We start from the raw sequence: 25,055 nt of genomic DNA on the forward strand, positions 1-25,055 counted from the left end.
AAAGCTAAAACATCGGGGCTTGGGTGTCTGACATGGGAAGCGGGGACAAGCCCCGTGACCGACCAGTCATGGCGTCGATTCGCGGGAACCGCGAATCGGCACCGGTGTCGGCTCAGAGCCGGCGTTTGCGGCTGAGCGTTGGTATGGTGGTTTGCGGGACTTCCAGCTGCTTTGCCTGGTCCGAGGTCTGCGCCGCCAGCGCGGCCAGGGTCGGCTGACTGAACAGCGTCCGCGCATCGACGTGCAGCCCGGCCTGACGCATGCGCGCCACCAGACTGACCGCCAGCAACGAATGCCCGCCCAGCTCAAAGAAGTGGTCGTTACGCCCGACCTGCTCCAGTTGCAGCACCTCGGCCCAGATCTGCGCCAGGCGGATTTCGACTTCGCCCTCGGGCGCCTCGTAGCGGCGACTGAGTACCGCCTCCGCCCCCGGTGCCGGCAAGGCTTTGCGGTCGACCTTGCCATTAGGGGTCAGGGGCAATGCGTCGAGCTTCACGTAAGCGCCCGGCACCATGTACTCCGGCAAACGATCAAGCACGTGGGCGCGCAAGGTTTCGATGCGCGGCACGTCGAAGCCTTCACGCACGGTGAAATACGCCACCAGTCGCTCGTCCCGCACCAGCACCACCGCTTCACGCACTGCTGGATGCTCGATCAGCCGTGCTTCGATCTCCCCCGGTTCCAGACGCAGGCCGCGCAGCTTGATCTGGAAGTCATTGCGGCCGAGGAATTCGAGGTTGCCGTCCGCCCGGTAGCGCACCAGATCGCCGGTGCGATACAGGCGATCACCGGCCACGAACGGGCTCTCGATGAAGCGTTCGGCCTGCATCTGCGGCAGGCCCAGATACCCCCGCGCGACCCCGACCCCGCCGATGTGCAGGTGACCGCTGACGCCGAATGGCACCGGCTGGTCGTGGGCGTCCAGCACATAGAGCCGGGTGTTGCAAATGGCTCTGCCAATCGGCAGAGCGGAGTCGGGTATAGGCATGTACGGTTCCAGCGTCCAGGCGGAGCTGTCGACCGTGGCTTCGGTTGGACCATAGACATTGTGCAAGCGTACCCATGGCAGTTTTTTGCGCACCGCTTGGGCCAGCGCGGCGGTGAGTTCGCCCCCCCCACAAAACACATCAGTGAGCGTGGTGCACTGACTGACCTCGTCCAACTCAAGAAACTGTTGTAACAGCGCCGGGACGAATTTGACCACGCTGATCTGCTGCTCGCCAATCGCTTGCGCCAGATAGGCCGGTTCACGATGGCCGCCGGGACGTGCCAGAACCAGTCGCATACCGACTGTCAGCGGCCAGAAAAACTCCCACACTGAGCCATCGAAACTGAACGGTGCTTTCTGCAACAACGCACCATGCGTCCTCGGGGGACTGATCTGCGACCCCCAATGCACCAGATTGCATAACCCCCGATGTTCGATCATCACGCCCTTCGGCGTGCCGGTGGAGCCCGAGGTGTAGATCATGTAGGCCAGGTTCGCAGCGCTCAAACCCGGTATGTGCAGGTTTTCAATTGACGCGTCCTGCCAGGTGCAACGGTCGAAATCGATGACCGGGACACCCGGATCGCCCAACAGATTGCGGGTGGCGTCATGCACCAGCACCGCCACCGGGGCGCTGTCCTGCAGCATGTAATGCAGGCGTTCCAGCGGATAGTCAGGGTCCAGCGGCACATACGCGCCACCGGCCTTGAGAATGCCGAGCAAGCCGATCACCAGATCCAGGCTGCGTTCGACACAGATCGCCACCCGCGAATCCGGTTGCACGCCGTGTTCGCACAGATGATGCGCCAGACGGTTGGCCTGTTCGTTCAGTTGCCGATAGGTCAGTTGCTGCTCGCCAGCCTGCAATGCGATGGCGTCAGGCCTGCGCTGGACTTGTTGCTCAAACAAAACCTGAAGCGGCTGATCGATCGGGCAATCGACTTCGCTGGCATTGAACTCGACCAGCAGTTGCTCACGCTCTGCTGCCGGCAGCATCGGCAAGCGATTCAGCGGCTGTTGCGGGGTTTGCTCAAGGGCATCGACCAGTGCCTGCAACGCGGTCTGCACGTAGTCGCCGATGCGCCAGGCACCGATGCTGATCAGGGTCCGCGTGGTGATCTGCAAGGCGTTGCCCAGATCATCGACGCTCAAGGTCATCGGGTAGTTGGTGCGCTCTTCGTTGTCCAGGGTCTGGATGCCTTGCCAGGCTGGGTCCGATGCCGATTCCTCGGCCTCAAGGTCGCTGTGCCGATAGTTGAGCAACGCACTGAACAGCGGTGCCGGTGACGCAACGCCGCTGCAACGCTGGGCCAGCGCCAGTGACGCATGTTCGTGCCCGAGCAGATCGGTCAGTCGGGCGTGGGTGAGCTGAACCGCCTCCTGCGCGCTCCGGTCCATGTCCACCCGCAACGGCAAAGTATTGATGAACACCCCGAGCGCCCGGTCCGCGCCCGCGCCGCCTTGCATGCGCCCCATCAACACGGTGCCGAACACCACGTGTTGCTGCCCCGAGGTCGCGGCCAGCACCTGCGCCCAGGCCAGGTGCATCAGGCTGGCCACGCTGACGCCGGCCTGCCGCGCCTGAAGGCGCAATCGCCGGTCCAGTTCAGGCGCAAGCGTGCGCACGGCTTCGTCGATACCACGACCGTCGCCCTGCACATCCTGCAAACCGAACGGCAAGGTTGGCTCGTCGATATCGGCAAGCATCTCGCGGAAGAACGCTTCATGTTCCTGCTCGCTGACGCCGAGTCGGATCTGCGCCACGTAGTTGCGATACGGCACCGCTGGCGACAGCGGTTCATCGAGCCCCAGCAGGTGGGCGCGCATTTCATGACGCAAGACTTCCAGCGCAATGTGGTCCAGCGCCAGGTGATGGAACAACAGAATCGCCACGATCCGCCCGTGAGCCGGATCGCGCGCATACATCAGCCGGATCAGCGGAGCCTGGCTGACGTCGATGCGATAGCGACGAGCATCGAAACGCGCATGCAGTTGCGCAAGGACATCGCCCTCGGCCGGATCCAGCGTGACTGCCTGCACCGGCAGTTCGGCCTCGCGCCAGACTACCTGCACCGGAGTGGTCAAACCTTCCCAGACCACCGCAGTGCGCAGAATATCGTGGCGCGCCATAACCTGACGCAGCGCCGCCGCATAGGCCTCGACCCGCTCGACGCTGTCGAACGCCAGCTGCGACTGCAGCAGGTAAGGATCGCCCTGCGCGGCGGTGATGTGGTGGTAAAGGATGCCTTCCTGCAACGGCGCCAACGGATAAATATCCTGCACGTTGGCCGCCCCGCCCGGCACCGTGGCGATGATCCGGTCGAGGGTGACCTGATCCAGTTCTACCAACGGCAACAGGTCCGGGGTGATCTGCGTGCAACCTGGCGCAATACGGTTGGCCGGCACTTCGACCTCGCGGCCACTGCCCACCGACGCGGCCAGTGCCGCCAGAGTCGGCTGGCCGAACAGCACGCGCACATCGCTGCTCATGCCGAGCTGGCGCATGCGTTCGATCAGGTTGACCGCCAGCAGCGAATGCCCACCCAGTTCGAAGAAGTGATCGTGACGCCCTACCCGCTCGACTTGCAGCACCTCGGCCCAGATCTGCGCCATGAGGATTTCGATATCGCCTTGCGGCGCTTCGTACTCGCGGCGGATCAACGCCTCCGGCCCCGGCGCCGGCAACGCCTGGCGATCCAGTTTGCCGTTGGCCGTCAGCGGCAGCGCCGTCAAACGCACGTAAGCCGATGGCAGCATCGCGCTGGGCAGACGGGTCTTGAGGTGAGCATGCAGCTGCGTGATATCCAGCGGCTGGCGTTCGGTGAACCACGCCAGCAAATGCCCGTCGCGTACCTGCACCACCGCATCGCGCACCGATTCATGGCTGCTCAACGCCGCTTCGATTTCGCCGGGCTCGATGCGCACGCCACGGATTTTCACCTGATCGTCGTTGCGCCCCAGGTACTCGAGGGTGCCGTCCGGACGCCAGCGTGCGAGGTCGCCGGTGCGGTACATCCGCGCATTGGGCACAGCGCTGAATGGATCGTCGAGAAAGCGTTCGGCGGTCAGCTCAGGGCGGTTGAAGTAACCCCGCGCTACGCCGGCACCACCGACGTACAACTCGCCGGGAACGCCAATCGGCACCGGGCGCTGTCGGTCATCCAGCAGATAGGCCGTGGCATTGCTCACGGGTTTGCCGATGTGCAGCGTCCGTCCCGGTTCGATTCGGCCCGAGGTAGCGACCACCGTCGCTTCAGTCGGACCGTAATTGTTGATCACCGCGAACGTCTGCTCGCGATTGAACCGACGCAGACGATCGCCGCCGATCAGCAGTGTGCGCAGGGTCGGGTGTTCGAGGTGGCGGCTGAAGGCGTACTCGGCAATCGGGGTCGGCAGGAAACTCACGTCCAGCGGTTGCGCACGCCACCAGTCGAGCAGCGCCTCGATGTCTTCGCCGCCGTCACGGGACGGCGCCAGGTGCAAAGTCGCCCCGGTACACAACGCCGGCCAGACCTCCCAGGCCATGGCGTCGAAGCCGAAGCCGGCGAGGCTAGACGTGTGGCGACCGGCGCACAGATCGAAAGCCGTGCAATGCCAGTCCACCAGATTCGATAACGTGTGATGTTCGACCATCACGCCTTTGGGCTGGCCGGTGGAACCGGAGGTGTAGATCACGTAAGCCAGATTTGCCGTGGTCAGGCCCGTAACGTCAGGGTTGAGATCGTTGATCGGCCAGCCGCGTGGATCGATTTCGATTACCGGTACGTCCAGTACCGGCAAGCGTTCGCGCAAATCGCGCTGGGTCAGGACCACGACCGGAGCGCCGTCGCGCAATAAATAGCTCACCCGTTCCGCAGGGTGGGCCGGATCGACCGGCACATAACCGGCGCCGGACTTGAGGATCGCCAGCAGCGCGACCAGTGTGTCCAGCCCTCGCCGTGCGACCAGCGCCACGCGGTCGTCGGGTCGTACACCGAGCCCGATCAAATGATGGGCCAGGGCGTTGGCTTTTCGATTCAACTCGGCATAGGTCAGCCGCAAGCACTGGAACTCTGCCGCCACCGCATCCGGCCGCGTCGCCGCTTGCGCTTCGATGCGCTGGTGAATGGTCAGGTCTTGAGGATATTCCGCGCGTGTGTCATTCCATTGCTGCAGCAACGCCGTTTCAGCCGGCAGGCTCAGGTTGAAATCGCCCACTGCCAGCGCGGGTTCTTCAAGCCCCTGCTCCAGCACCCACAGTAAGCGCCCGCTCAGCGCCGCGATTTCATCGCCGCCAAAATAGGCCTCGCTGTACACCATATACAGACTGTCCTCGTCGTCGCCCCGGCTGCTGCGCAAGTGCACGGACAGCGGCGTACCCTCTTCGTGGTTTGACACTTTGACCACTCGCCCCTGTGCTTCGCCATAGCGATATTCATGGGCGTCGCGCTCATAGGACACGGTCACTTCGAACAGCTGCGAGCGATCCTCGCGCAGCAAGCCGAGGGCGCGGTTCATCTCGCTCAAGGGAAAACGCTGGTGGCGGAAGTCTTTTTTCAATTCGTCGTGAATCGCCTTGACCAGCGTCTTGAATGACAACTCGCGACCAAACCCCATGCGCACCGCGCTGACCTGGGTGAACAGCCCCAGGGTCGATTTGAACCGGGCGCCGGAGCGGTTGAGCAGCGGCACCCCCACCACCCATTCATCACGCTGGGCGTTGCGGCTGAAATACACATGGATCGCTGCCAGCAGCACATGAAACGCCGAGGCGCCGTACTCCCGGGCCACCTGTTTCATGCGTTCGTGCAGGCGTGCCGGAAATACCTGCGAGAAAATCCGCGTCGGTGCGGCAGCGTCGGCAAAGCGCTCCTGATAACGCGGCAACAATAACGGCTCGGGCCGGTGCTGGTATTTGTCCAGCCAATACGTACGGTCGCTGGCGTAACGGGGGGACTGAAAATACCGCGCATCGTCATGGATGAAATCGACATAGGACGGCGCCGAATCGGGCGGCTGCTGTCCGAGCGCCAGCGCGTTATAAATCTCGTCGAGGGATTTGAGCATCTCGCCGAACCCCCAGCCATCGACGATCAGGTGATGGGCCTGGAGTGAGAGCCAGTGACAGTCGTCATCGAGCCAGATCAGGCAAAACCGGTACAACGGCCCGCCGTCCAGCATGAACGGCTGCTCAATGCATTGCTGACTCAGCTGACGCGCATCGACGTGTGGATCAGGATGGCGGCGCAAATCGTGGACCGGCATCGGCACCGGCATGGCCGGGGCAAAACACTGCAACGGCAGCCCATGCTCACCGGCCCCCGGCAACAGAATCGTGCGCATGGCGTCATGCCGGGCCACGAGACCTTCAAGCGCCGCCTGCATCAGCGCCGGATCCAGCGGGCCGGTCAGTTCGACATAGCCGCCGATGTTGTACATCGGCGAACTCCCCTGACGCAGTTGGTCGAGCCAGATGTCGCGCTGGGCAGTGGTCAGCGGAAACGCCTCGGAAGTCGCGGACAGACCGTCCGCCGCATCGGCAGCAAATTGGTTCATAAGATCCATCTCACGTGATTTGGCGCGTATTCAAGCATCGGCCCTCAAATCCGCGTGACACGTGAAACCCGGACAACTCTCCTCACTTTGTACAGTTCTGCGAAGCAAGAAGGCCGCAGAAGTCAGCGATTCCCCTAAAAGTTCGGAAAGAAATGGCTGAAAATCCTGTAGGACAATCGCCACAATTTGCTATCGGGTAGCGCCTCGCAAACTCGGAGCGCGGCGGGACGAGCCCCGGATTCCGGGGTTCGTACTAGACCGTACAGTCACGGACGACGTGAACTGACACATTCGTCTGACAGAAACGTGACGCCATTTTTTCGGAAAGGGTGGCACTTTGTGTCCCTGTTTTCCTCTACAGACGTAGGACAAATGTATAGGCTTAAATCCCGCTCCAGACGATTTCAAGGAGAAAAGACTGGGTGGGCGTTTCACGGGTGCATGCACGGCAGACGATTCGGCAATGGCTCTAAATCAAGGATGACAAGGATATGAATCTGACCGGCAGTCTTCGCAACATGGAAAATCCGCACTTTTACTGGCAACTGGGGGAGTTGATCGCCAGCACCGGCAACGAGCGTTTTGCCTCGAACATGTTCCAGCTGGTCGACAACCTCGTTCCGGTCAATCGCGTCGATCTCAGTGAGTGGATCCTGGACGAACGGGAATCCAGCGTAGTCGAGATCAAGGCGTTGGGCAGTGCGGGTTTGCCGGACACCTTTCCGCCCCCGGATCCGTTGCAGCACCCGGATGACCACCCGCTGTTGCAACAGATGATCGAAATGAACGACTCGCTGTTGATTCAACTGAAAGCCTCGCTCCAGCATCGACACCCGCACCACAGCGTCCACCAATGCAACCTGGTATCGCGCGCGTCCAACCGCCGATGCGTCATCTCGTTCTACCGCCCCCGCACGCATCGGGTGTTTTCCCTGCCGGAGCTATCGTTCCTCAAGCGTCTGTCCGACACCTTGTTGCCATTGATCGAGCGTCACGCGCACATCAGTCGCCAAGCCATCGCCCGCCAACCCCGCGCGCCACAAGCCGATCAACCCCAGACGCCGTTGCAACAGGTGTTCGACGAGCGTCTGGCGCTGGGCGACATCACCTTGTCGGTGCGCGAGAAAGAGGTCTGCCTGGGCCTGCTGACCGGCGGCACCGTGCCGCAGATGGCGGAAAAGTTGCGGGTCAAGAACAGCTCGATCGAGACCTACCTCAAACGCGCGGCCGCCAAGCTTGGGGTCAGCGGGCGACACGGTCTGGCGAAATGGATGGCCGGGGCCTGATCCGGCGTTTCTCATTTCGGGCGCCCGGCGTCCGCTCTTTCATGAACGAGGCTGTTTGATGTCCAGGTTGTCGATTTCCCTGCTGTGCGCCGCGCTGCTGCTGGGCGGCTGTTCGTTGATTCCCGATTACCAGCGACCGGCATCGCCGAGCGCTGCGCAGTATCCGCAAGGTCCGGCGTATGCCGCGCAATCCCCGGCCACTGTGCGCCTCGAGGACTGGCGCGCGCTGTTCAATGACCCGGCGTTGCAGCAACTGATCGAAAGCGCGCTGGTCAATAATCGCGATCTGCGGGTAGCGGCCCTGAATGTCGAGGCGTTTCAGGCGCAATACCGCATCCAGCGCGCCGACCTGCTGCCGGCGGTGTCGGCCAATGCCAACGAACTGCGTCAGCGGCTGCCGTCCAGCGTGACTCGCACCCAAGCGGCAATCGCCTCGACCTACTCGGTGAATCTGGGCATCAGCGCCTATGAACTGGACTTCTTCGGCCGGGTGCGCAGCCTCAGCGAGCAGGCGCTGCTGACCTGGCTGTCCACCGAAGAGGCGCGGCGCAGTGCGCAATTGAGTCTGGTGGCCAATGTCGCTAATGCCTACCTGACCTGGCGCGCCGATCAGGAGTTGCTGGCGCTGGCCCGGGAAACGCTGGCCGCCGACGAGCACAGCCTGCACCTGACCACTCGCAACCGCGAGGCCGGCAAGTCCTCGGCGCTGGATCAGATTCAGGCGCAGACCAGTGTCGACAGCACCCGCGCGAGCCTGGCCCGTTATCAGCGCCAGGTCGCCCAGGACTTGAACAGCCTGACGTTGCTGGTGGGCGCGCCGGTGCCCGAGCACCTGCCGGCGCGTCCGCTGGACAGTGATCTGGTGGCAACCGTGCCGGCCGGGTTGCCGTCGGATCTGCTGCAACGCCGGCCGGACATTCTCCAGGCCGAATACAAGCTGCGCGCCGCCAATGCCAACATCGGCGCGGCACGGGCGGCGTTTTTTCCGAGTGTCAGCCTGACCGCCAATGCCGGGACGTCCAGCCGCGATCTGTCCGGGCTGTTCAAGGGCGGCTCCGGGGCCTGGACGTTCCAGCCGCAGATCAACCTGCCGATTTTCAACGCCGGCAGCCTGCGGGCGAGCCTGGATTACGCGAAGCTGCAGAAGGACATCACCGTCGCCGAGTACGAAAAGACCATTCAGACGGCATTCCAGGAAGTGTCCGACGGACTCGCAGCGCGCCAGACCTACGAACAACAGCTCCAGGCCCAACGCGATCTGGTGCAGGCGACCCAGGATTATTACGACATGGCGCAGCACCGCTATCGCAGCGGCGTCGACAGCAGCCTGACGTTCCTCGATGCCCAGCGTTCGTTGTTCAGTTCTCAGCAAGGGCTGATTACCGACCGCTTGGCGCAACTGGTGGCACAAGTGAATCTGTACACTGCGCTGGGCGGCGGCTGGAGCCCGGTCGAGCCGCCCCCGCCAACACCTTGAGTCACGTTTTCTTACACCTTTTGTCGCCCGTTCCGACATTGACGGGTGATCAAAAACCGACCTGCCGGATCATTTTGGTATCATGCGCCGCTTTTACGGTTAACCCGCCCGCCTGTCCTGCCGACTGGCGGGCTCCAAAGGGCGGTATGAAATGACGGCTTTGTTGACTCGCCGCAAGGTGCTTGCGGGAATGGGCGTGCTCGGTCTCGGCCTGCTCGCCGGCTGCGACACCCGCGGCGAACTGTCGTACAAGTACGGCAAGGATCTGAGCGACAAGATCCTCGGACGCACCTTCAAGCTCAAGGACACCGAAGGCAACACCGTGACGCTGTCGAGCTTTCGCGGGCTGATGCCGATGATCTTCTTCGGTTTCACCCAGTGCCCGGCGATCTGCCCGACGACGCTGGCCCGCGCCGCGAAAATCAAGAAGCTGATGGGCAAGGACGGCGACATCCTGCAAGTGGTGTTCATCACCCTCGACCCGGAACGCGACACGCCGGAGATCCTCGACGCCTACGTCAAGACTTTCGATCCAAGCTTCGTCGCGCTGTACGGCACCCTCGAAGAAACCAAGGCCACGGCCAAGGAATTCGACGTGTTCTACGAAAAGGTCCCGGCCGGCGACACCTATACCCTTTCCCACACCGCCACCAGTTATGTCTACGACACCCGGGGCACGTTGCGTGTGGGCCTGTCTCAATCGCTTTCTGCACAAGAGTGCACGGAAGATTTGCTTACCGTCATGGAGGTCTGCTGATGAACCCTTTTCTGAACCACATCAAACGCGCCGCACTGGGCCTGTCCCTGCTGGGCCTGGCTTTCCAGGTATCGGCGCAGACCAAAGTCGACGACGCCTGGGTGCGTGCGACCGTGCCAAACCAGTCAGCCAGCGGCGCGTTCATGACCGTCACCGCCGACAGCGACAGCAAGCTGCTCAGCGTTGCTTCGCCGGCGGCCAAGGACGTGCAGATTCATGAGATGACCATGAAGAACGACGTGATGAGCATGGGGCCGGTGAAATCGGTCAACCTGCCAGCGGGCAAAGCCGTCAACTTCGATCCGAATGGCTACCATGTGATGCTGATGGGCCTGAGCGCTCAGTTGAAGGAAGGCGACAGCGTGCCGCTGACCCTGACTATCGAAAACGCCAAGGGCGAAAAGGAAACCGTGGAAGTGAAAGCGCCGGTCAAGGCGCTGACCATGGAAGGGCACGATCACAGCAAGATGCATTGATCCCCTGATCGAGCCGGCCTGCCCGCGCAATGCGGCAGGCCGGCGCTGTTTCAAACCAGCGTCACCTCGGCCTCGATGTTATTGCGCGTCGCTTTCGAATACGGGCACACCTGATGCGCGCTCATTCGGCCAGAGGACGTGCAGATGGTTCAGCAATGACGACTGCTCAACTCCCCGCCCCGTCATGCGCCTCTTCAAAGAAATAATCCTTCCAGCTGTCCGCCTTGTTCTTCAGCACGCCCAGTTCCTGCAATTTCTCTGCATAGATAAAGGTGCGTTGCGGCACCACGGTGAAATCGATTTCCGGGTCGGTGACGATTTTTTCCACCAGCGCCAGCGGCAGCTTTGACTGTTCAACCCGAATGTAGGCCTGAGCCGCCGCAGGTTTGTCGGCCTTGATGATCTTCTCGGCCTCGGCCAAGGCGTCATAGAAGGCCTTGTAGGTTTTCGGGTTTTCGTCGTGGAATTTTTCCGTGGTGTAGAGCACGTTAAACGTGGCCTGGCCGCCGAGCACGTCGTAGGAACTCAGCACCTTATGCACGTTGGGATTCTGCAACGCCTGGTACTGGAACGGCGGGCTGGAGAAATGCGCGTTGATTTCCGAGCCGCCGGCGATCAATGCAGCCGTGGCATCCGGGTGCGGCAGGCTGACGGAGATGTCGTCGAATTTCTTGTAGTGGTCATTGCCGAATTCCTTGGCCGTTTCGATCTGCAGCGTGCGTGACTGGAAGCCCACGCCCGCCGCCGGCACGGCGATGCGATCCTTGTCGCTGAAGTCCTTGAGGGTTTTCACGTCCGGGTTATTGGTCAGCAGGAAGTTGGGCATCGAGCCCAGCGAAGCGATGGCCTTGACGTTCTGCTTGCCCTTGGTGCGATCCCATACGGTGAGCATCGGCGGCACGCCCGCCGAGACCACGTCCAGCGATCCGGTGAGCAATGCTTCGTTCATCGCGGTGGCGCCGGAAATGCTGTTCCAGTCGACCTTGATGTCCAGACCCTGAGCCTTGCCGTGTTTCTCGATCAAGTGCTGATCGCGCACCACATCCAGAATCAGATAACCGATGCCGAATTGCTGGGCGATGCTGATCTTGCCTTCGGCTTGCGCAGTGTTGCCGAGCAGTGCGCCAGCCAGCGAGGCCGCCAGCAGCGTCAGTGCAGAACGTTTGAACGGTAGGGTCATGACAACCTCGCAGTGATTTACAGGGAAATCTGTGATGCCGGACTCTATCGCTATAAAAAACGGAATTTAAATACCGTTATCGCATATTGATATCACCTCAACGTCTGCCTTGCAGAAACGCTTGCAACTCCGCGCCCTAGCCATCGAACACCGCTGCAACCCGCTGCTGGCCGACGCCTTTACGCTCACCGCTTCGGGGGAACAATGTCACACGCAGGTGAATGCCGCTTAAACAGCCTGAAACAATAAAACCGCCGCCTCGCGCATGCCTGAAAACCGTTGAGACCAGCGCCGATCAAGGCCCTGGCCCGTCAGAACGGCTTGCAAAGTGTTTCAAAACCGGATCACCCAGCCGTTTAAAAAGGCGATCAGACAGCCCACCCTTGGTATCATCGCCCACACTTTTATGACGGTTTAATGGCTGGAAGGTCTTTTTTGTGAGCGCTCTTTTTCAACGGCTGCGGCGCCTGGATGCCCGCCTTCTTTCTCTGGTTTTCATGGTACTGATCGTGCCGGTGTGCCTTCGCGCGGCGCTCGGCTGGTCGAGCCTGTTCGGTTATCTGTCGGATCTGGCCATCGGCAGTCTGCTGTTGGTTTTGTTGCATCGCCGTCCCTGGTGGCTGGCGCTGCCGGTGCTGCTGTTCTGGGGATTGCTGGCGGTGGCGACCGCTGAACTGGTCAGCGCAGTCGGCCGCCTGCCGACCGTGGCAGACCTGCATTACCTGATCGACCCGCAGTTCGTGGAAAACTCCACCGGCGGCGGCTTCGCCCATCCCGGTGTGGCGGTCGCGCTGCTGGTGGCTCTGGCCTTTTGGTTGCTGAGTCATTGGACTAGACGCGGAAGAACCGCCCCCGCTCTGCCCCGCGCAGCCTGGGCGACGCCGGTGCTGCTGTTCTCCGCGTACTGGGGCGCGCAGCACCTGAACCCGAGCGATGCCGACCCCTGGCGTCTGTACAACCTGCCGCACCAACTGCTCGCCGCGCAGGTCGCCGACGTGCAGATGCAGGCCGAAGAATGGCTGGACGGCGACACTCAGATTGCTCCCCCACCAATGGCCGGCCTCACCGATGTCGATTTGAACGGTCACCCGCTGCTGGCGGCCAAGGGCCAGGCGCGCAATGTCCTGATCGTCGCGCTCGAAGGCATTCCCGGCGCCTACATCGGCGCCAATCGCCAGGCCATCGGCAGCCATTATCAGGAAGACCTGATGCCTAACCTCAGCCGCTGGGCCGAGCGCGGCATGAACACCCCGGATTACGTGCTGCACACCCACCAGACCATTCGCGGTCTGTACGCCATGCTCTGTGGCGATTACGACAAGCTCGACAACGGCACGCCCAAAGGCGTGGAAATGCTGACCCAGCACGAGCGCAATCAGGCCTGTCTGCCGGCGCAATTGCGTCAGCACGGTTTCGCCACGCATTACCTGCAAGGCGCAGGGCTGCGGTTCATGGCCAAAGACAAGATCATGCCGCACATCGGTTTCGATGCGACCCATGGCCTGGAGTGGTTCACCAATGCCAACTACCTGGAATTCCCGTGGGGCAAGGATGACAAGGCGTTCTTCGAAGGCGCGCTGAAATACGTCGGCGACCTGAAAAAGCAGAAACAGCCGTGGATGCTGACTCTGCTGACCGTCGGCACTCACCAGCCCTACTCCGCGCCGGAGGAATACCTGCAACGCTACGACACACCCAAGCAAGCCGCCGTCGGTTATCTGGACGATGCGCTGGAACAGTTTCTCAGCGGCCTCGAACACCAGGGCGTGCTGAAAGACACGCTGGTGGTCATCACCTCGGACGAATCCCACGGCATCGATGGCGTGCGTCTCGCGTCGTCCTGGGGCTTCAACCTGACCCTCGCGCCAGAGCAGGCGCAACTGCCGCGCCTGAACGCCGGGGTCTACGGTCACGTCGACCTGAGCGCGTCGATTCTGGATTATTTCGACTTTCCGGTGCCTTCCGCCCTCAGCGGCCGCTCACTGTTTCGCGATTACGATTCGGGCCGCGAAATCATGTCGTTCACCAACGGCAAGCTGCGCTATCACGACGGTCGCGGCCTCCTGACCGAATGCGACATGCCACGCCGTTGCCGCAATTACGCCAGTGAAGGATTCATCGCCGAAAGCGCCACGTTCAAGGGCAACGCCAGCGGCCAGAATGCCCGGGACATCGCCGCCCGCGCCTCGGCCCTGGACCTGTCGCTGCTGCGCACCCCGCTCAACCAGCGCTATCAGTTCGGCAGCGCCAACGTCATCCCGCTGCAAGCGCAGATCAAGGACGACTGGGCCGACAACCTGATCGGCGCGCAATACCTGGAAATGCCCAAGGGCTCCCACACCCGCGTGCGCCTGACCGTGCGCTCGGTCGATCCGCAGCAGGCGGCGTACATTCAGCTCAAGGCCAAGGAATTCGAGCAGGACGTGCAACTGGGCCTGCCGACCGAGATGGTCGCCACAGCGGATCAGCCGCTGGAGATGGATTTCAGCTTCGACAACCCGCAACCGCGCAAGGCGTTTTCGTTCCACTTGTTGGGGTATGGGCTGGGCGCGGTGGAAGTCAGTGACTTCAGCGTGATCACCGAACTGCCGGGGCAGGAAGATATGCTCGATGAAACGCCGGCTGACGAGACGGCGCAATCCAGTTGATCGCCGTGGACAATCCAGGAGCAGCCCGAAGGCTGCTCCTGGATGGTAAAGCGCACCGGCCGCCGCATTGTCTGCCTGAGTCGGCTTCTTATTGGGTTAAACCAGGTTCGTGATATTAAAATCCCCGGTCACCGTCCCTTCATCATCCTGCAAAACGAGATTGACTGTACCCTTTACGCTTTCGTGATCTTGGTCAAAAGTTACGATCACATGCCCGGATTTGATAGGAAAAATTTGATTGCCGATTTGGACGGTCCACGCGACCGGTGCGTTCTTGTCAAACATCACTTTATGTGGCCCTGCCACTAATAGTTCAACAAAAAAAACTATGAAATTATTTTTATTGTCATAACCTTGAATGATGTCCCCTTTGTTTGACTCGTGAAATTTAACCAAGGTGCTGGTAAGAAACTTCACGCCATTGAGAGAGGCCTCGAAAGTACCTTTGCTGGGTCTATTTACATTTTGGCTCATACAAACTTCCTTCCTTAAGGATGGAGGGGCTTTTATATCTTTCACAATTCAAACCTACACTTGACGACTGCACGCCCCAACTGTCATTTACGACAGTTTTTTATCACTTTTCGAAGTAAGCGCCACCATCATCATTACTCATCGTTGTTTGTGAGAGAGCAGGTCTATCAGATACCAATACTTCGCCTATTAGCTGACTCGCCGAGTCGGGTCTAGCCTTACTAGTCCGAAGTCGGCACGAGCCGGCCGCAGAAGACCTGATAAGGATCCGAACATGGCAAATGAATCGAAATGCCCGTTCAATCACGCCGCCGGCGGTGGCACGACGAACCGCGATTGGTGGCCGAATCAACTGAACCTGAAAATCCTGAGTCAGCACTCGCCCGCATCCGATCCGCTGGGCAAGGACTTCGACTACGCCAAGGCTTTCAAAAGCCTGGATTTCCAGGCCCTCAAACGCGATCTGACGGCGCTGATGACCGACTCTCAGGAGTGGTGGCCGGCGGACTTCGGCCACTACGGCCCGCTTTTCATCCGCATGGCCTGGCACAGCGCAGGCACCTATCGCACCGCTGACGGCCGTGGCGGCGCCGGCTCTGGTCAGCAACGCTTCGCCCCGCTCAACAGCTGGCCGGACAATGTCAGCCTCGACAAGGCCCGCCGCCTGCTGTGGCCGATCAAGCAAAAGTATGGCCGCAACATTTCCTGGGCCGACCTGATCGTGCTCACCGGCAACGTCGCGCTGGAATCCATGGGCTTCAAGACCTTCGGGTTCTCCGGTGGCCGCGCGGATGTGTGGGAACCGGACGAAGACGTGTACTGGGGCTCGGAAAACAAATGGCTGGGTGGCGACAACCGTTACGGCAAGGACCCGGAATCCATGCAGCCGCCGGGCGAAGGCACACTGGTGGCCGAGCCCGCCGAACACGGCAATGAGGAAAGCCGCACCAACCAGGGCGAACGCAACCTCGAGAACCCGCTCGCCGCCGTGCAGATGGGCCTGATCTACGTGAATCCGGAAGGCCCCGAAGGCAATCCCGACCCGGTGGCCTCGGCCAAGGACATCCGCGAAACCTTCGGCCGCATGGCCATGAACGACGAGGAGACCGTCGCTCTGATCGCCGGCGGCCACGCCTTCGGCAAGACCCACGGCGCAGGCCCCGCCGATAACGTCGGCCCGGAACCGGAAGCCGCCGGCCTTGAAGAACAAGGCCTGGGCTGGAAAAACAGCTTCGGCACCGGCAAAGGCGCCGACACCATCACCAGCGGTCTGGAAGTGACCTGGACCACCACCCCGACGAAGTGGAGCAACAATTACCTGGAAAACCTGTTCGGCTTCGAGTGGGAACTGACCAAGAGCCCGGCCGGTGCCCATCAGTGGAAACCGAAAAACGGCGCCGGCGCGGGCACCATTCCGCACGCCCACGACCCGAACAAACGCATCGACCCGACCATGCTCACCTCCGACCTGGCCCTGCGTTTCGACCCGGCCTACGAGAAGATTTCGCGGCGTTTCCTGGCCAATCCCGATCAACTGGCGGACGCCTTCGCCCGCGCCTGGTACAAGCTGATCCACCGCGACATGGGCCCGCTGTCGCGCTATCTCGGCCCGGAATTGCCTCAAGAAGAATTGCTTTGGCAAGACCCGATTCCCGAGGCCACGCATCCACTGGTGGACGACAGCGATATCCGGGCGCTGAAAGGCAAGGTACTGGCGTCGGGGCTGTCCGTTTCGGAACTGGTTTCCACCGCGTGGGCAGCCGCATCGACCTTCCGGGGTTCGGACAAACGCGGCGGCGCCAATGGCGGGCGCCTGCGTCTGGCACCGCAGAAATTCTGGCAGGCCAACCAGCCGGAGCAACTGGACAAGGTATTGAAAGTCCTCGAAGGCATTCAGAACGAGTTCAACGCCGGGGCGGCAGGCAAGCAAGTCTCGCTGGCGGACCTGATCGTGCTGGCCGGTAATGCCGGGGTCGAACAAGCGGCGCAAAACGCCGGGCACACGGTGACCGTGCCGTTCAACCCAGGGCGCACCGATGCGACTCAGGAGCAGACCGATGTCGAGTCGTTCGGCTTCCTTGAGCCGCACACCGATGGCTTCCGCAACTACGCGGCCAGCACTTATCGCGTGCCGGCCGAAGCGTTACTGATCGACAAGGCGCAACTGCTGACGCTTTCGGCGCCGGAAATGACCGTGTTGATCGGCGGCCTGCGCGTGCTGGACACCAACGTCGGCAAGACCAAGCACGGCGTGTTCACCGACAGCCCCGGCACCTTGACCAACGACTTCTTTCGCAATCTGCTGGACATGGGTGTGGAATGGAAACCAACGTCCAAAACCGAGTTCGAAGGCCGCGACCGCAAAACCGGCAGCGTGAAGTGGACGGCGACCCGGGTCGATCTGGTGTTTGGTTCCAACTCGGTGCTGCGGGCGTTGTCCGAGGTATACGCCAGTTCCGATGCGAAGGAACAGTTCGTCACGGACTTCGTTGCAGCCTGGGCGAAGGTGATGGATCTGGATCGGTTTGATCTGCGCCAATAGTTTTCACCCACCCACAAAAACGCCGCTCATCGAGCGGCGTTTTTTATTGCCCTGAAAAGACTTCAGGCAAGGCTTTTGCTGACCACTTCATACACATCGCTGGAGAGCTGCCCCGAAGCCAGAATCCGCTCCAACTCACCCTTCATCAGCGCCTGACGAGCGCTGTCATATTTGCGCCAGCGCGTCAGCGGCGCCAATTGGCGAGAGGCGATCTGCGGGTTGAAGCCGTTCAGTTCGATCACCAGATCTGCCAGGAAGCGATAGCCCGAGCCATCCGCCGCGTGGAAGTTGATCAGGTTCTGCCCGGCAAAAGCACCGACCAGCGCGCGCACCTTGTTCGGGTTCTTGATGTTGAACGCCGGGTGCTGCATCAATGCCTTCACGCGCTCCAGACCGCCCGGCAAGGTGCTGCCGGCCTGCACGCTGAACCACTGATCCATGACCAGCGGATTGTCCTTGAAGTGCTCGGCGAAACTGGCCAGCGCCTTGGCTTTCTGCTCGTCGAACGGCGAGTTGACCAGCACCGCCAGCGCGGTCAGGCGTTCGGTCATGTTGTCGCAGCTGTCGAACTGTTCCAGCGTCGCCGCCAGCACTTGCGGCTTGCCGCTGAGCATCAGATACGACAGCGCGATATTCTGCAGCGCGCGACGGGCGAAGTGCTCGGCCTCGGCTACGTACGGAGTCTTTTTCGACAGGTCGCGGTTGGCTTGATAACGCAGCCACAGTGGTTCGAACAGGTTGTCCGCCAGTTGCTGACGGGCAAATTCGCGGGCGGTGTGGATCGCGTCCACGTCGGCGATTTCACTGATTTCGGTCAGGTACGCTTCGCTTGGCAGCGAGAGCATTTCCGCGACCATCGCCTGATCCAGCGTCTCGTCCGACAGCACGGTGCGCAGCGCGGAAACCAGACGTGGGTCGAGCACCAGGCTTTCGCCCTTCTGCTGCTGGCCGATCAACTCTTGCAGCACCTGCACCGACAGTTGCTGGCCGGCATCCCAGCGGTTGAAACCGTCGGTGTCGTGCTGCATCAGGAACATCAACTGATCGCGGTTATACGGGAAGCTCAGTTTCACCGGCGCCGAGAAGCCACGCAGCAAGGACGGCAGCGGCTGTTCGGCGATGTCGACGAAGGTGAAGGTCTGTTCGGCTTCAGTCACCGAGATCACACGGCTAGTGCCTTGGGCCGAGGCTTCGCCGGCCAGACGCAGGGCAATCTCGTTGCCCTGGCGGTCGAGCAGGCCCAGTTCCACCGGAATCACGAACGGCAGCTTTTCAACCTTGTCCGGGGTTTCCGGGCAGCTCTGGCAGAAGGTCAGGCTGTAGGTTTTCGCGGCGGCGTCGTAAGACTCGCTCACCGCCAGACGCGGTGTGCCGGCCTGGCTGTACCAGCGCTTGAACTGGGTCAGGTCGACGCCGTTGGCATCTTCCATGGCCTTGATGAAGTCATCGCAGGTCACGGCCTGGCCGTCGTGGCGTTCAAAGTACAGATCGCTGCCCTTGCGAAAGCCTTCTGCGCCCAGCAGGGTGTGGATCATGCCGACCACTTCCGAGCCCTTTTCGTACACGGTCAGGGTGTAGAAGTTGGAAATCTCGATAAAGCTGTCCGGGCGCACGGCGTGGGCCATGGGACCTGCGTCTTCGGCGAACTGGTGGGTACGCAGGTACGCCACGTCCTGAATGCGCTTGACCGTGGCCGAGTTCATGTCGGACGAGAAACCGGCGTCGCGGAACACCGTGAAGCCTTCTTTCAGCGACAGCTGGAACCAGTCGCGGCAGGTCACGCGGTTGCCGGACCAGTTGTGGAAGTATTCGTGGGCGACGATCGCCTCGACCCGCTGGTGTGCGGCGTCGGTGGCGGTTTCGGCACGGGCCAGCACGGCGCTGGAGTTGAAGATGTTGAGGCCCTTGTTCTCCATCGCGCCCATGTTGAAGTCGTTCACGGCGACGATCATGAAGATGTCCAGATCGTATACGCGACCGTAGACCTCTTCGTCCCAGCGCATCGATTTCTTGAGGCTGTTCATGGCGTGCTGGCACTTGTCGATGTTTTCCGGCTCGACGTAAATGCGCAGCGCCACGTTGCGGTTGGTCATGGTGGTGAATGAATCTTCAACGCACCACAAGTCACCGGCCACCAGCGCGAACAGGTACGCCGGTTTCATGAACGGGTCTTCCCAGGTCGCCCAGTGTCGGCCATCTTCGCCAGGGCCGCTGGCGATCGGGTTGCCGTTGGACAACAACACCGGATAGCTGTGCTGCTCGGCCACTACGGTGGTGGTGAACTTGCTCATCACGTCCGGGCGGTCGAGGTAATAGGTGATCTTGCGGAAACCTTCAGCCTCGCACTGGGTGCAGAACATCGTGCCGGACTTGTACAGGCCTTCCAGTGCGGTGTTGGTTTCCGGATGGATCCTGACGCTGGTGTCGACCGTGAAGGTTTCGCTGGCCGGTTGCAGGGTCAGGTGGTTCTCGGTCAATTGGTAATCGTCGGCGCTCAGTTCCTGATCGGCCAGGGTCACCGAGAGCAGTTCCAGCTGCTGGCCATCAAGCACCAGCGGCGGCAGGCCCGGGCCACGGGCCGGGTTGCGGCGCATCACCAGTTGCGCGTGGACCAGACTGTGGTCCTCGAACAACTCGAAGGTCAGGTGTGTTTCATCGATCAGGTACTCGGGCGCCTGATAGTCCTTCAGGTAAATCATCTTCGGTTGTTCGGTGCGCATGCTGAAGTCCTTATTGATGCACGGCGAGCTGATAGGCCGTGTACTTGCGAATGTTGATCACGCCGGTGTCGAAGATCAGGTACTGGCCCTTGATCCCCAGCAGCGTGCCTTCGGCAATCGGGTTTTTGTCCAGGTTGAAGCTGACGATCTTGGCCGGGTACTGCTCGACCGGGTAACGGATTTCCAGCGGCTCGACGTCGGCGATGGTCTGAATGGCCTGGAGGCCGAAACGCTCCTGCAAACCTTGCAGGCCCGGGGCGCAGCTTTCGAACAGCTGATCGCGCACCTGCGCCAGATCCACCGCCGCCGCATCACCCTTGAGCAAGGCGCGCCAGTTGGTCTTGTCCGCCACCTGACTGCGGAACAGGTCTTCGACGAAACCCGACTGCTGCCGCGTGGAAACACGCATGATCGGCAGCGCCTGACTGGCGCCCTGGTCGAGCCAGCGGGTCGGCAACTGGGTAGCTCGGGTGATGCCGACCTTGATCCCCGACGAATTGGCCAGGTAGACGACGTGGTCGGTCATGCAGAACTTCTCGCCCCACTCCGGCTCACGGCAGGTGCCGGCCTCGAAGTGGCAGCGCTCCGGGCTCATGATGCAGATGTCGCACTGGGCCAGTTTGGTCATGCACGGGTAGCAGTAACCCTGACTGAAACTGGTCTTGGTCTTGCGCCCGCAATGGGTGCAGTGAATCGCCCCCAGGTATTCCAGACGCACCGTGCTGCCGATCAACGGGTTGACCGGCACCTCGACGTCATCCAGACGAAACGCGTACTGCACGTTCGGCCCGTCCAGGCGCGCCGACATTTTGCTGATTGCACCGCGGCCGATCTCGATCAATGGAGGGCGTCCGACTTGAACAGAATGTTCGGCACTTCGATCGACTTCGACGCACATTCCTGCGGGCCCATGTAACCGGTGCGTTCTTCCTCGGGCAGGTTCTGCATTTCCCAGGCGATCATCGCCTGCAACGACAGTTCACGCTGTTCGGCGGTGAGCTTGCCACCGTCCGACCATTTGCCGATCTCTACGGCCAGTTTCAGGCTCTGGTAGATGTCCGGGGTGATGTTCTTGATCAAATCGTTAAAAGAGGACATCAGGGTCTCCGTGCTCTTTATTCAAAAAATTCAGGCGGCCAGTTTACGGCGGTTGTACAAACCGCCCAACAAACCGGTGAAGCATCCGATGAGTAACCCGCCGACGTGGGCGGCGTTGGCGATTTCGCCGAAACCGATCATCGAGACCAGCCCCGACATGCACACCAGTAACCACACCAGCATCATCGCCAGCACGCCGCGCGGCAGGCGGTAGGCCGGGTTCGGCGCCAGCAGCTGGAAGATCCAGCAGTGACCGAGCAGCCCGTAAAGTACGCCGGACAGGCCACCGAACAGGCTCGGGCCGCTCCAGGCGAACTGCGCATAGTTGGAAACCAGGCCGAACAGCAGCGTCAGGCCGATCAGGTTGACGCTGCCCTGGCGCGACTCGATGCGCCGCCCCAGCTCCCAGTACCACATGCCGTTCATGGCCAGGTGCAGGATGCCGAAGTGGATCAGCATCGGCGTGAACAGGCGCCACCACTGCCCTGCCGCCAGGCTGTCGGCCAGCGGTGTGAAGTGGATGTAGTCGCCGACCACCCGGAAATCGAGGAAGGTCAGCCAGCGCATGGTGTCGAGGTTATCGCCAAGGAAAGTCAACCCGCCGACGATCAGGCTCAGCAGCAGAATGAACCCGGTGGCTTTGGCGTGTTTCAGTTGCTCGGCGAAGCTCGGGCGCTTGAACGTCGGCGCCGCCGGAATTTCCAGTTGCTGATCCGGGTCGCCCGCCGGGAAACGCTCGTACAGCGAGCGTACGTCGTCGCTGATTTCCGAGGGCACCCACAACACCTGCTCACCCGCCTCTTCGCTGACACGATGGGGCACTTGCATGCGTTGCAGCAGTTTGACGAAACCACTCAGGTCCGCCGCCAACGGCACACGCAGGACGGCTATGGCACTCATCGCAGCACCTCCGGCCGCTCGACGTCGACCCAGACAAATTTATGCGGATCGAGGCGGGTTTCCTGATCCAGACGATAGGCCACCAGTTTGCCGTACAGCACCGCGCTGTAATCCAGGCAGGCGAGGTTCGGGCGGATCGGCGCCGGTTTGCCGCTGCGCCAGTAGTGGCCGACGAACAGCAACGGCTCATCGACGCCGTAGCGCAGCAGGGAATTCTTTTCGCTGGAGGTCAGCGGCTTTTGCGCCACCGGCTCCGGCAGTGCGTCGGGCTGGAACACGATGTCGCCGTAGGTCTGCGGATCGTCTTCCCAGAACTTGGTGCGGAAGAACGAACGCACCAGGCCATCGCCGCTGGTCATGGTCAGGCCATCCGGCAGGCGCATGTCAGTGCCGCGCAGCAGGCGATCGAACACGGTGCAGGCGAAACTGCCCGGTACGGCCGAGGCCTGGAGGAAGTGCTCATCGATGCAACCATCAGGGAACAACCCGCGCAACGGCTCGATCAGGCCGGCATCCCAGCAGGCATGCACCACGCGGAAGCGTCCGGCGTCGACGAACAACGGCAGTTGATAGAACCACTGCTCGAAATCGTGCCAGTCGCGCGGATGGTTTTCGAATTGGGTCAGGGTTTCATGCAGCAAACGGGCGTGGCGCGGGGTATGTTCACGGACGAACTGCTTACCGCTGCCCGGAGGCGCCGGTGTGCTCCAGCCGAGGGCGTTGAATTCGTGGTTGCCCATGATGCACAACGCCTGACCGGCTTCGACCATGTCGTGAACGATGTGCAGCGCCTCGCGAATTCGCGGGCCACGGTCGATGATGTCGCCGACAAACACGGCCATGCGCGACGGATGCCGCCAGACTCCGCCCTGCTTGTGATAACCGAGGCGGTCCAGCAGGTGTTCCAGGGTCAAGGCGCATCCGTGCACGTCACCAATCAGGTCATAACTGCGCGCGGGATCGAGCATCAGTCGCCTCCACCACCCAACTTGCTGCCCCAGCCGAGTTTGGTCCGGCAGACTTCGTAGTAGTTGTGGTCGAGCGGATGAATCAGCCGCAGCTTCTGCGCTTTCTTGCTGACGGTGATGGTGTCGCCCGGCGCGCAGGTGAAGTGGTTCTGCCCGTCGCAGGAGACCTGCGGGTAGATCTGCATATCTTTGGACACGACGATTTTCAGCTCACTGTTGCCATCGACCACAATCGGTCTGCCCGACAAGGTATGGGGGTACATCGGCACAATCACAATAGCGTCAAGCTTGGGATGCATGATCGGGCCGCCGGCGGACAGTGCGTATGCGGTGGAACCGGTCGGTGTGGCGACGATCAGGCCGTCGGCCTTCTGGCTGCAGACGAACTGGCCGTCGATGTACAGCTCGAACTCGATCATCCGCGTCGATTTGCCTGGGTGCAGCACCACGTCGTTCAGCGCATCGCCCTGGCCGATGGCCTCGGCGTGGCGGCGGACTTCGGCCTGCAGCAGGAAGCGGTTTTCCACCAGATAATGGCCGTCGAGTACCTCGGCGACCTTGATTTCCAGCTCGTCCGGGCGGATGTCGGTGAGAAAACCGAGGCTGCCACGGTTGATTCCGAGCACCGGAATATTGTGTTTGGCCAGTGCCCGCGCGGCGCCGAGCAGGCTGCCGTCACCGCCGACCACGATGACCATGTCGCAGACTTCGCCGAGCATCTTGCGCGACGAGGTTTGCAGGCCATGGCCCGGCAGGACTTCGGCGATGGTGTCTTCGAGAATCACATGCAGGTGACGATCGAGCAGGAAGCGTTTCAGTCGGCGGACGGTATCCAGCACCTGGGAGCTGCCCAGGCGACCGATGATGCCGATATTACGAAATTGCTCCATGGGACTCCTGCGGGGGACTGAGACGGCCAAAAGCACGATTATGGGCGAAAGCGCCGGATAGACAAAATCCTTTCAGCCCCGAGGATGCACCGGTGTTTGAGGCTATGCTCGCAAGATGATCCTATTTCCCGATTTGCTGCAGTTGCCCCACCAGTTACGCCACCCCGAGGTGCGTGATCTGGCGTGGGTGATCCTCGCCCCGCCGATGCTCGCCGCGACCCCGTGGCCGCAGCGCCATCCGCTGGCGGGCAGCGACTGGGTCAGCGACCCCGAACGTCTGGAACACTGGCTGCGCCAGCTCGACCGCGACAGTTACGGCCTGCTGCACTGGCTGTCCCAGGCCCGCACCCGGCGCCTGGGCCTGTATTACGAGCGTTTGTGGCAATTTGCGGTGGAACACGCGCCGGGCATCGAACTGATCGCCGCCAACCTGCCGATCCGCCGCGAAGGCCACACCCTCGGCGAGCTGGACATGCTGCTGCGCGACCGCGATGGTGTGCATCACCTGGAACTGGCGATCAAGCTCTACCTCGGCCCGCAAAACGGCGACGGCCATAATCCGGCGTCGTGGCTGGGGCCGGGCTGCCATGATCGACTGGATCGCAAACTGGCGCATTTGAGCGAACATCAGCTGCCGATCTCCGCTCGCCCGGAAAGCCGCGAAGTGCTGGCGGCGCTGGATGTCGGGTCGTTCAGTGCGCAACTGTGGCTGGGTGGGTATCTGCTGTATCCGTGGCCCGGTCAGTCCGTGCCGCCCAGCGGCGCCCACCCGCAGCACTTGCGTGGCAGCTGGCTGCATCAGAAAGACTGGCCGGCGTTCGTCGCCCAGCGCCCGGCCGGACGCTGGCAACCCCTGCCCCGCCACGCCTGGCTGGCGCCGGCGCACTACCCGGCGGATCAGACCTGGAGCAACGGTCACTTACAGGCCTGGCTCGATGAACTCGAACCATTGGCCCCGGCGCAACTGATGGTGCGCCTGACCGAAAATGCCCGGGGCGAGTGGGAAGAAGCCGAGCGGCTGTTTCTGGTGTCGGATCTGTGGCCGAACGTGCCCGGCCAATCCTGATTTCTGTGGTGTCTGATCTGCCCCCATCGCTGGCAAGCCAGCTCCCACAG

The 25,055-nt window shown here is 61.7% G+C and carries 16 protein-coding genes; 7 read left to right on the forward strand and 9 right to left on the reverse strand.

The features are described from left to right. Nucleotides 1-112: 112 nt before the first annotated feature. Nucleotides 113-6,523 carry a non-ribosomal peptide synthetase gene (locus tag QLG12_RS13545; RefSeq protein ID WP_282474693.1) on the reverse strand — a complete coding sequence of 2,137 codons (6,411 nt, stop codon included), beginning with the start codon at nt 6,521-6,523 and terminating at the stop codon, nt 113-115. 491 nt (nt 6,524-7,014) lie between these two features. Here QLG12_RS13545 and QLG12_RS13550 point away from each other — a divergent pair, with 491 nt between their 5' ends. The 4 genes from QLG12_RS13550 (at nt 7,015) to QLG12_RS13565 (ending at nt 10,519) form a co-directional block, all read left to right on the forward strand. Then, the gene (locus QLG12_RS13550) at nt 7,015-7,809 is read left to right on the forward strand and encodes a LuxR C-terminal-related transcriptional regulator (protein ID WP_282474694.1); all 795 of its coding nucleotides are present in this window, start codon (nt 7,015-7,017) and stop codon (nt 7,807-7,809) included. 58 nt (nt 7,810-7,867) lie between these two features. Continuing rightward, nucleotides 7,868-9,286 (forward strand): AdeC/AdeK/OprM family multidrug efflux complex outer membrane factor, encoded by a 1,419-nt coding sequence (gene adeC / locus QLG12_RS13555; RefSeq protein ID WP_282474695.1) that lies wholly within the window; start codon nt 7,868-7,870, stop codon nt 9,284-9,286. Between the two features lie 151 nt (nt 9,287-9,437). Then, the gene (locus QLG12_RS13560; RefSeq protein WP_039770777.1) at nt 9,438-10,043 is read left to right on the forward strand and encodes an SCO family protein; all 606 of its coding nucleotides are present in this window, start codon (nt 9,438-9,440) and stop codon (nt 10,041-10,043) included. After that, nucleotides 10,043-10,519: a copper chaperone PCu(A)C gene (locus QLG12_RS13565; RefSeq protein ID WP_197871536.1), complete on the forward strand. Its 477-nt coding sequence runs from the start codon at nt 10,043-10,045 to the stop codon at nt 10,517-10,519. Before QLG12_RS13560 ends, QLG12_RS13565 begins: the two co-directional genes overlap by 1 nt. A gap of 166 nt (nt 10,520-10,685) precedes the next feature. Here QLG12_RS13565 and QLG12_RS13570 read toward each other — a convergent pair whose 3' ends face one another. Next, the gene (locus QLG12_RS13570) at nt 10,686-11,699 is read right to left on the reverse strand and encodes an ABC transporter substrate-binding protein (protein WP_282474696.1); all 1,014 of its coding nucleotides are present in this window, start codon (nt 11,697-11,699) and stop codon (nt 10,686-10,688) included. A gap of 437 nt (nt 11,700-12,136) precedes the next feature. Between QLG12_RS13570 and QLG12_RS13575 the strand changes: the two genes are divergently transcribed. Then, entirely contained in the window at nt 12,137-14,347 is a 2,211-nt protein-coding gene (locus tag QLG12_RS13575) for an LTA synthase family protein (RefSeq protein ID WP_282474697.1), read from the forward strand. Nucleotides 14,348-14,443: 96 nt separating this feature from the next. Here the strand turns inward: QLG12_RS13575 and QLG12_RS13580 are convergent, their stop codons facing one another. Continuing rightward, nucleotides 14,444-14,821 carry a hypothetical protein gene (locus QLG12_RS13580; RefSeq protein ID WP_282474698.1) on the reverse strand — a complete coding sequence of 126 codons (378 nt, stop codon included), beginning with the start codon at nt 14,819-14,821 and terminating at the stop codon, nt 14,444-14,446. A gap of 274 nt (nt 14,822-15,095) precedes the next feature. Here QLG12_RS13580 and katG point away from each other — a divergent pair, with 274 nt between their 5' ends. Next, nucleotides 15,096-17,363, forward strand: coding sequence for a catalase/peroxidase HPI (gene katG / locus QLG12_RS13585; RefSeq protein WP_282474699.1), 2,268 nt, complete (start codon nt 15,096-15,098; stop codon nt 17,361-17,363). Nucleotides 17,364-17,425: 62 nt separating this feature from the next. Here the strand turns inward: katG and pepN are convergent, their stop codons facing one another. Genes pepN through QLG12_RS13615 form a run of 6 tightly spaced genes read right to left on the reverse strand, consistent with a single transcriptional unit; the run spans nt 17,426 to nt 23,939 of the window. Then, nucleotides 17,426-20,083 carry an aminopeptidase N gene (gene pepN, locus QLG12_RS13590; RefSeq protein ID WP_282474700.1) on the reverse strand — a complete coding sequence of 886 codons (2,658 nt, stop codon included), beginning with the start codon at nt 20,081-20,083 and terminating at the stop codon, nt 17,426-17,428. Nucleotides 20,084-20,093: 10 nt separating this feature from the next. Next, nucleotides 20,094-20,924: a DUF2797 domain-containing protein gene (locus QLG12_RS13595; protein WP_102687417.1), complete on the reverse strand. Its 831-nt coding sequence runs from the start codon at nt 20,922-20,924 to the stop codon at nt 20,094-20,096. Then, nucleotides 20,921-21,181 carry a DUF1315 family protein gene (locus tag QLG12_RS13600; RefSeq protein WP_011333626.1) on the reverse strand — a complete coding sequence of 87 codons (261 nt, stop codon included), beginning with the start codon at nt 21,179-21,181 and terminating at the stop codon, nt 20,921-20,923. The genes QLG12_RS13595 and QLG12_RS13600 overlap by 4 nt, the downstream gene beginning before the upstream one ends. A 30-nt stretch (nt 21,182-21,211) precedes the next feature. Continuing rightward, the gene (locus QLG12_RS13605) at nt 21,212-22,081 is read right to left on the reverse strand and encodes a rhomboid family intramembrane serine protease (protein WP_108561247.1); all 870 of its coding nucleotides are present in this window, start codon (nt 22,079-22,081) and stop codon (nt 21,212-21,214) included. Next, nucleotides 22,078-23,052, reverse strand: coding sequence for a metallophosphoesterase (locus QLG12_RS13610; protein ID WP_282474713.1), 975 nt, complete (start codon nt 23,050-23,052; stop codon nt 22,078-22,080). The genes QLG12_RS13605 and QLG12_RS13610 overlap by 4 nt, the downstream gene beginning before the upstream one ends. Then, a complete protein-coding gene (locus QLG12_RS13615) occupies nt 23,049-23,939 on the reverse strand; it encodes an NAD(+) kinase (protein ID WP_011333623.1) in 891 nt (296 codons plus the stop codon). The genes QLG12_RS13610 and QLG12_RS13615 overlap by 4 nt, the downstream gene beginning before the upstream one ends. A 115-nt stretch (nt 23,940-24,054) precedes the next feature. Here QLG12_RS13615 and QLG12_RS13620 point away from each other — a divergent pair, with 115 nt between their 5' ends. Beyond that, a complete protein-coding gene (locus QLG12_RS13620; protein ID WP_197871514.1) occupies nt 24,055-25,005 on the forward strand; it encodes a DUF1853 family protein in 951 nt (316 codons plus the stop codon). Nucleotides 25,006-25,055: the final 50 nt, after the last annotated feature.

The sequence above is a fragment of the Pseudomonas sp. V88_4 genome, assembly GCF_029967985.1.
Classification (GTDB): Bacteria; Pseudomonadota; Gammaproteobacteria; order Pseudomonadales; family Pseudomonadaceae; genus Aquipseudomonas; species Aquipseudomonas glycinae.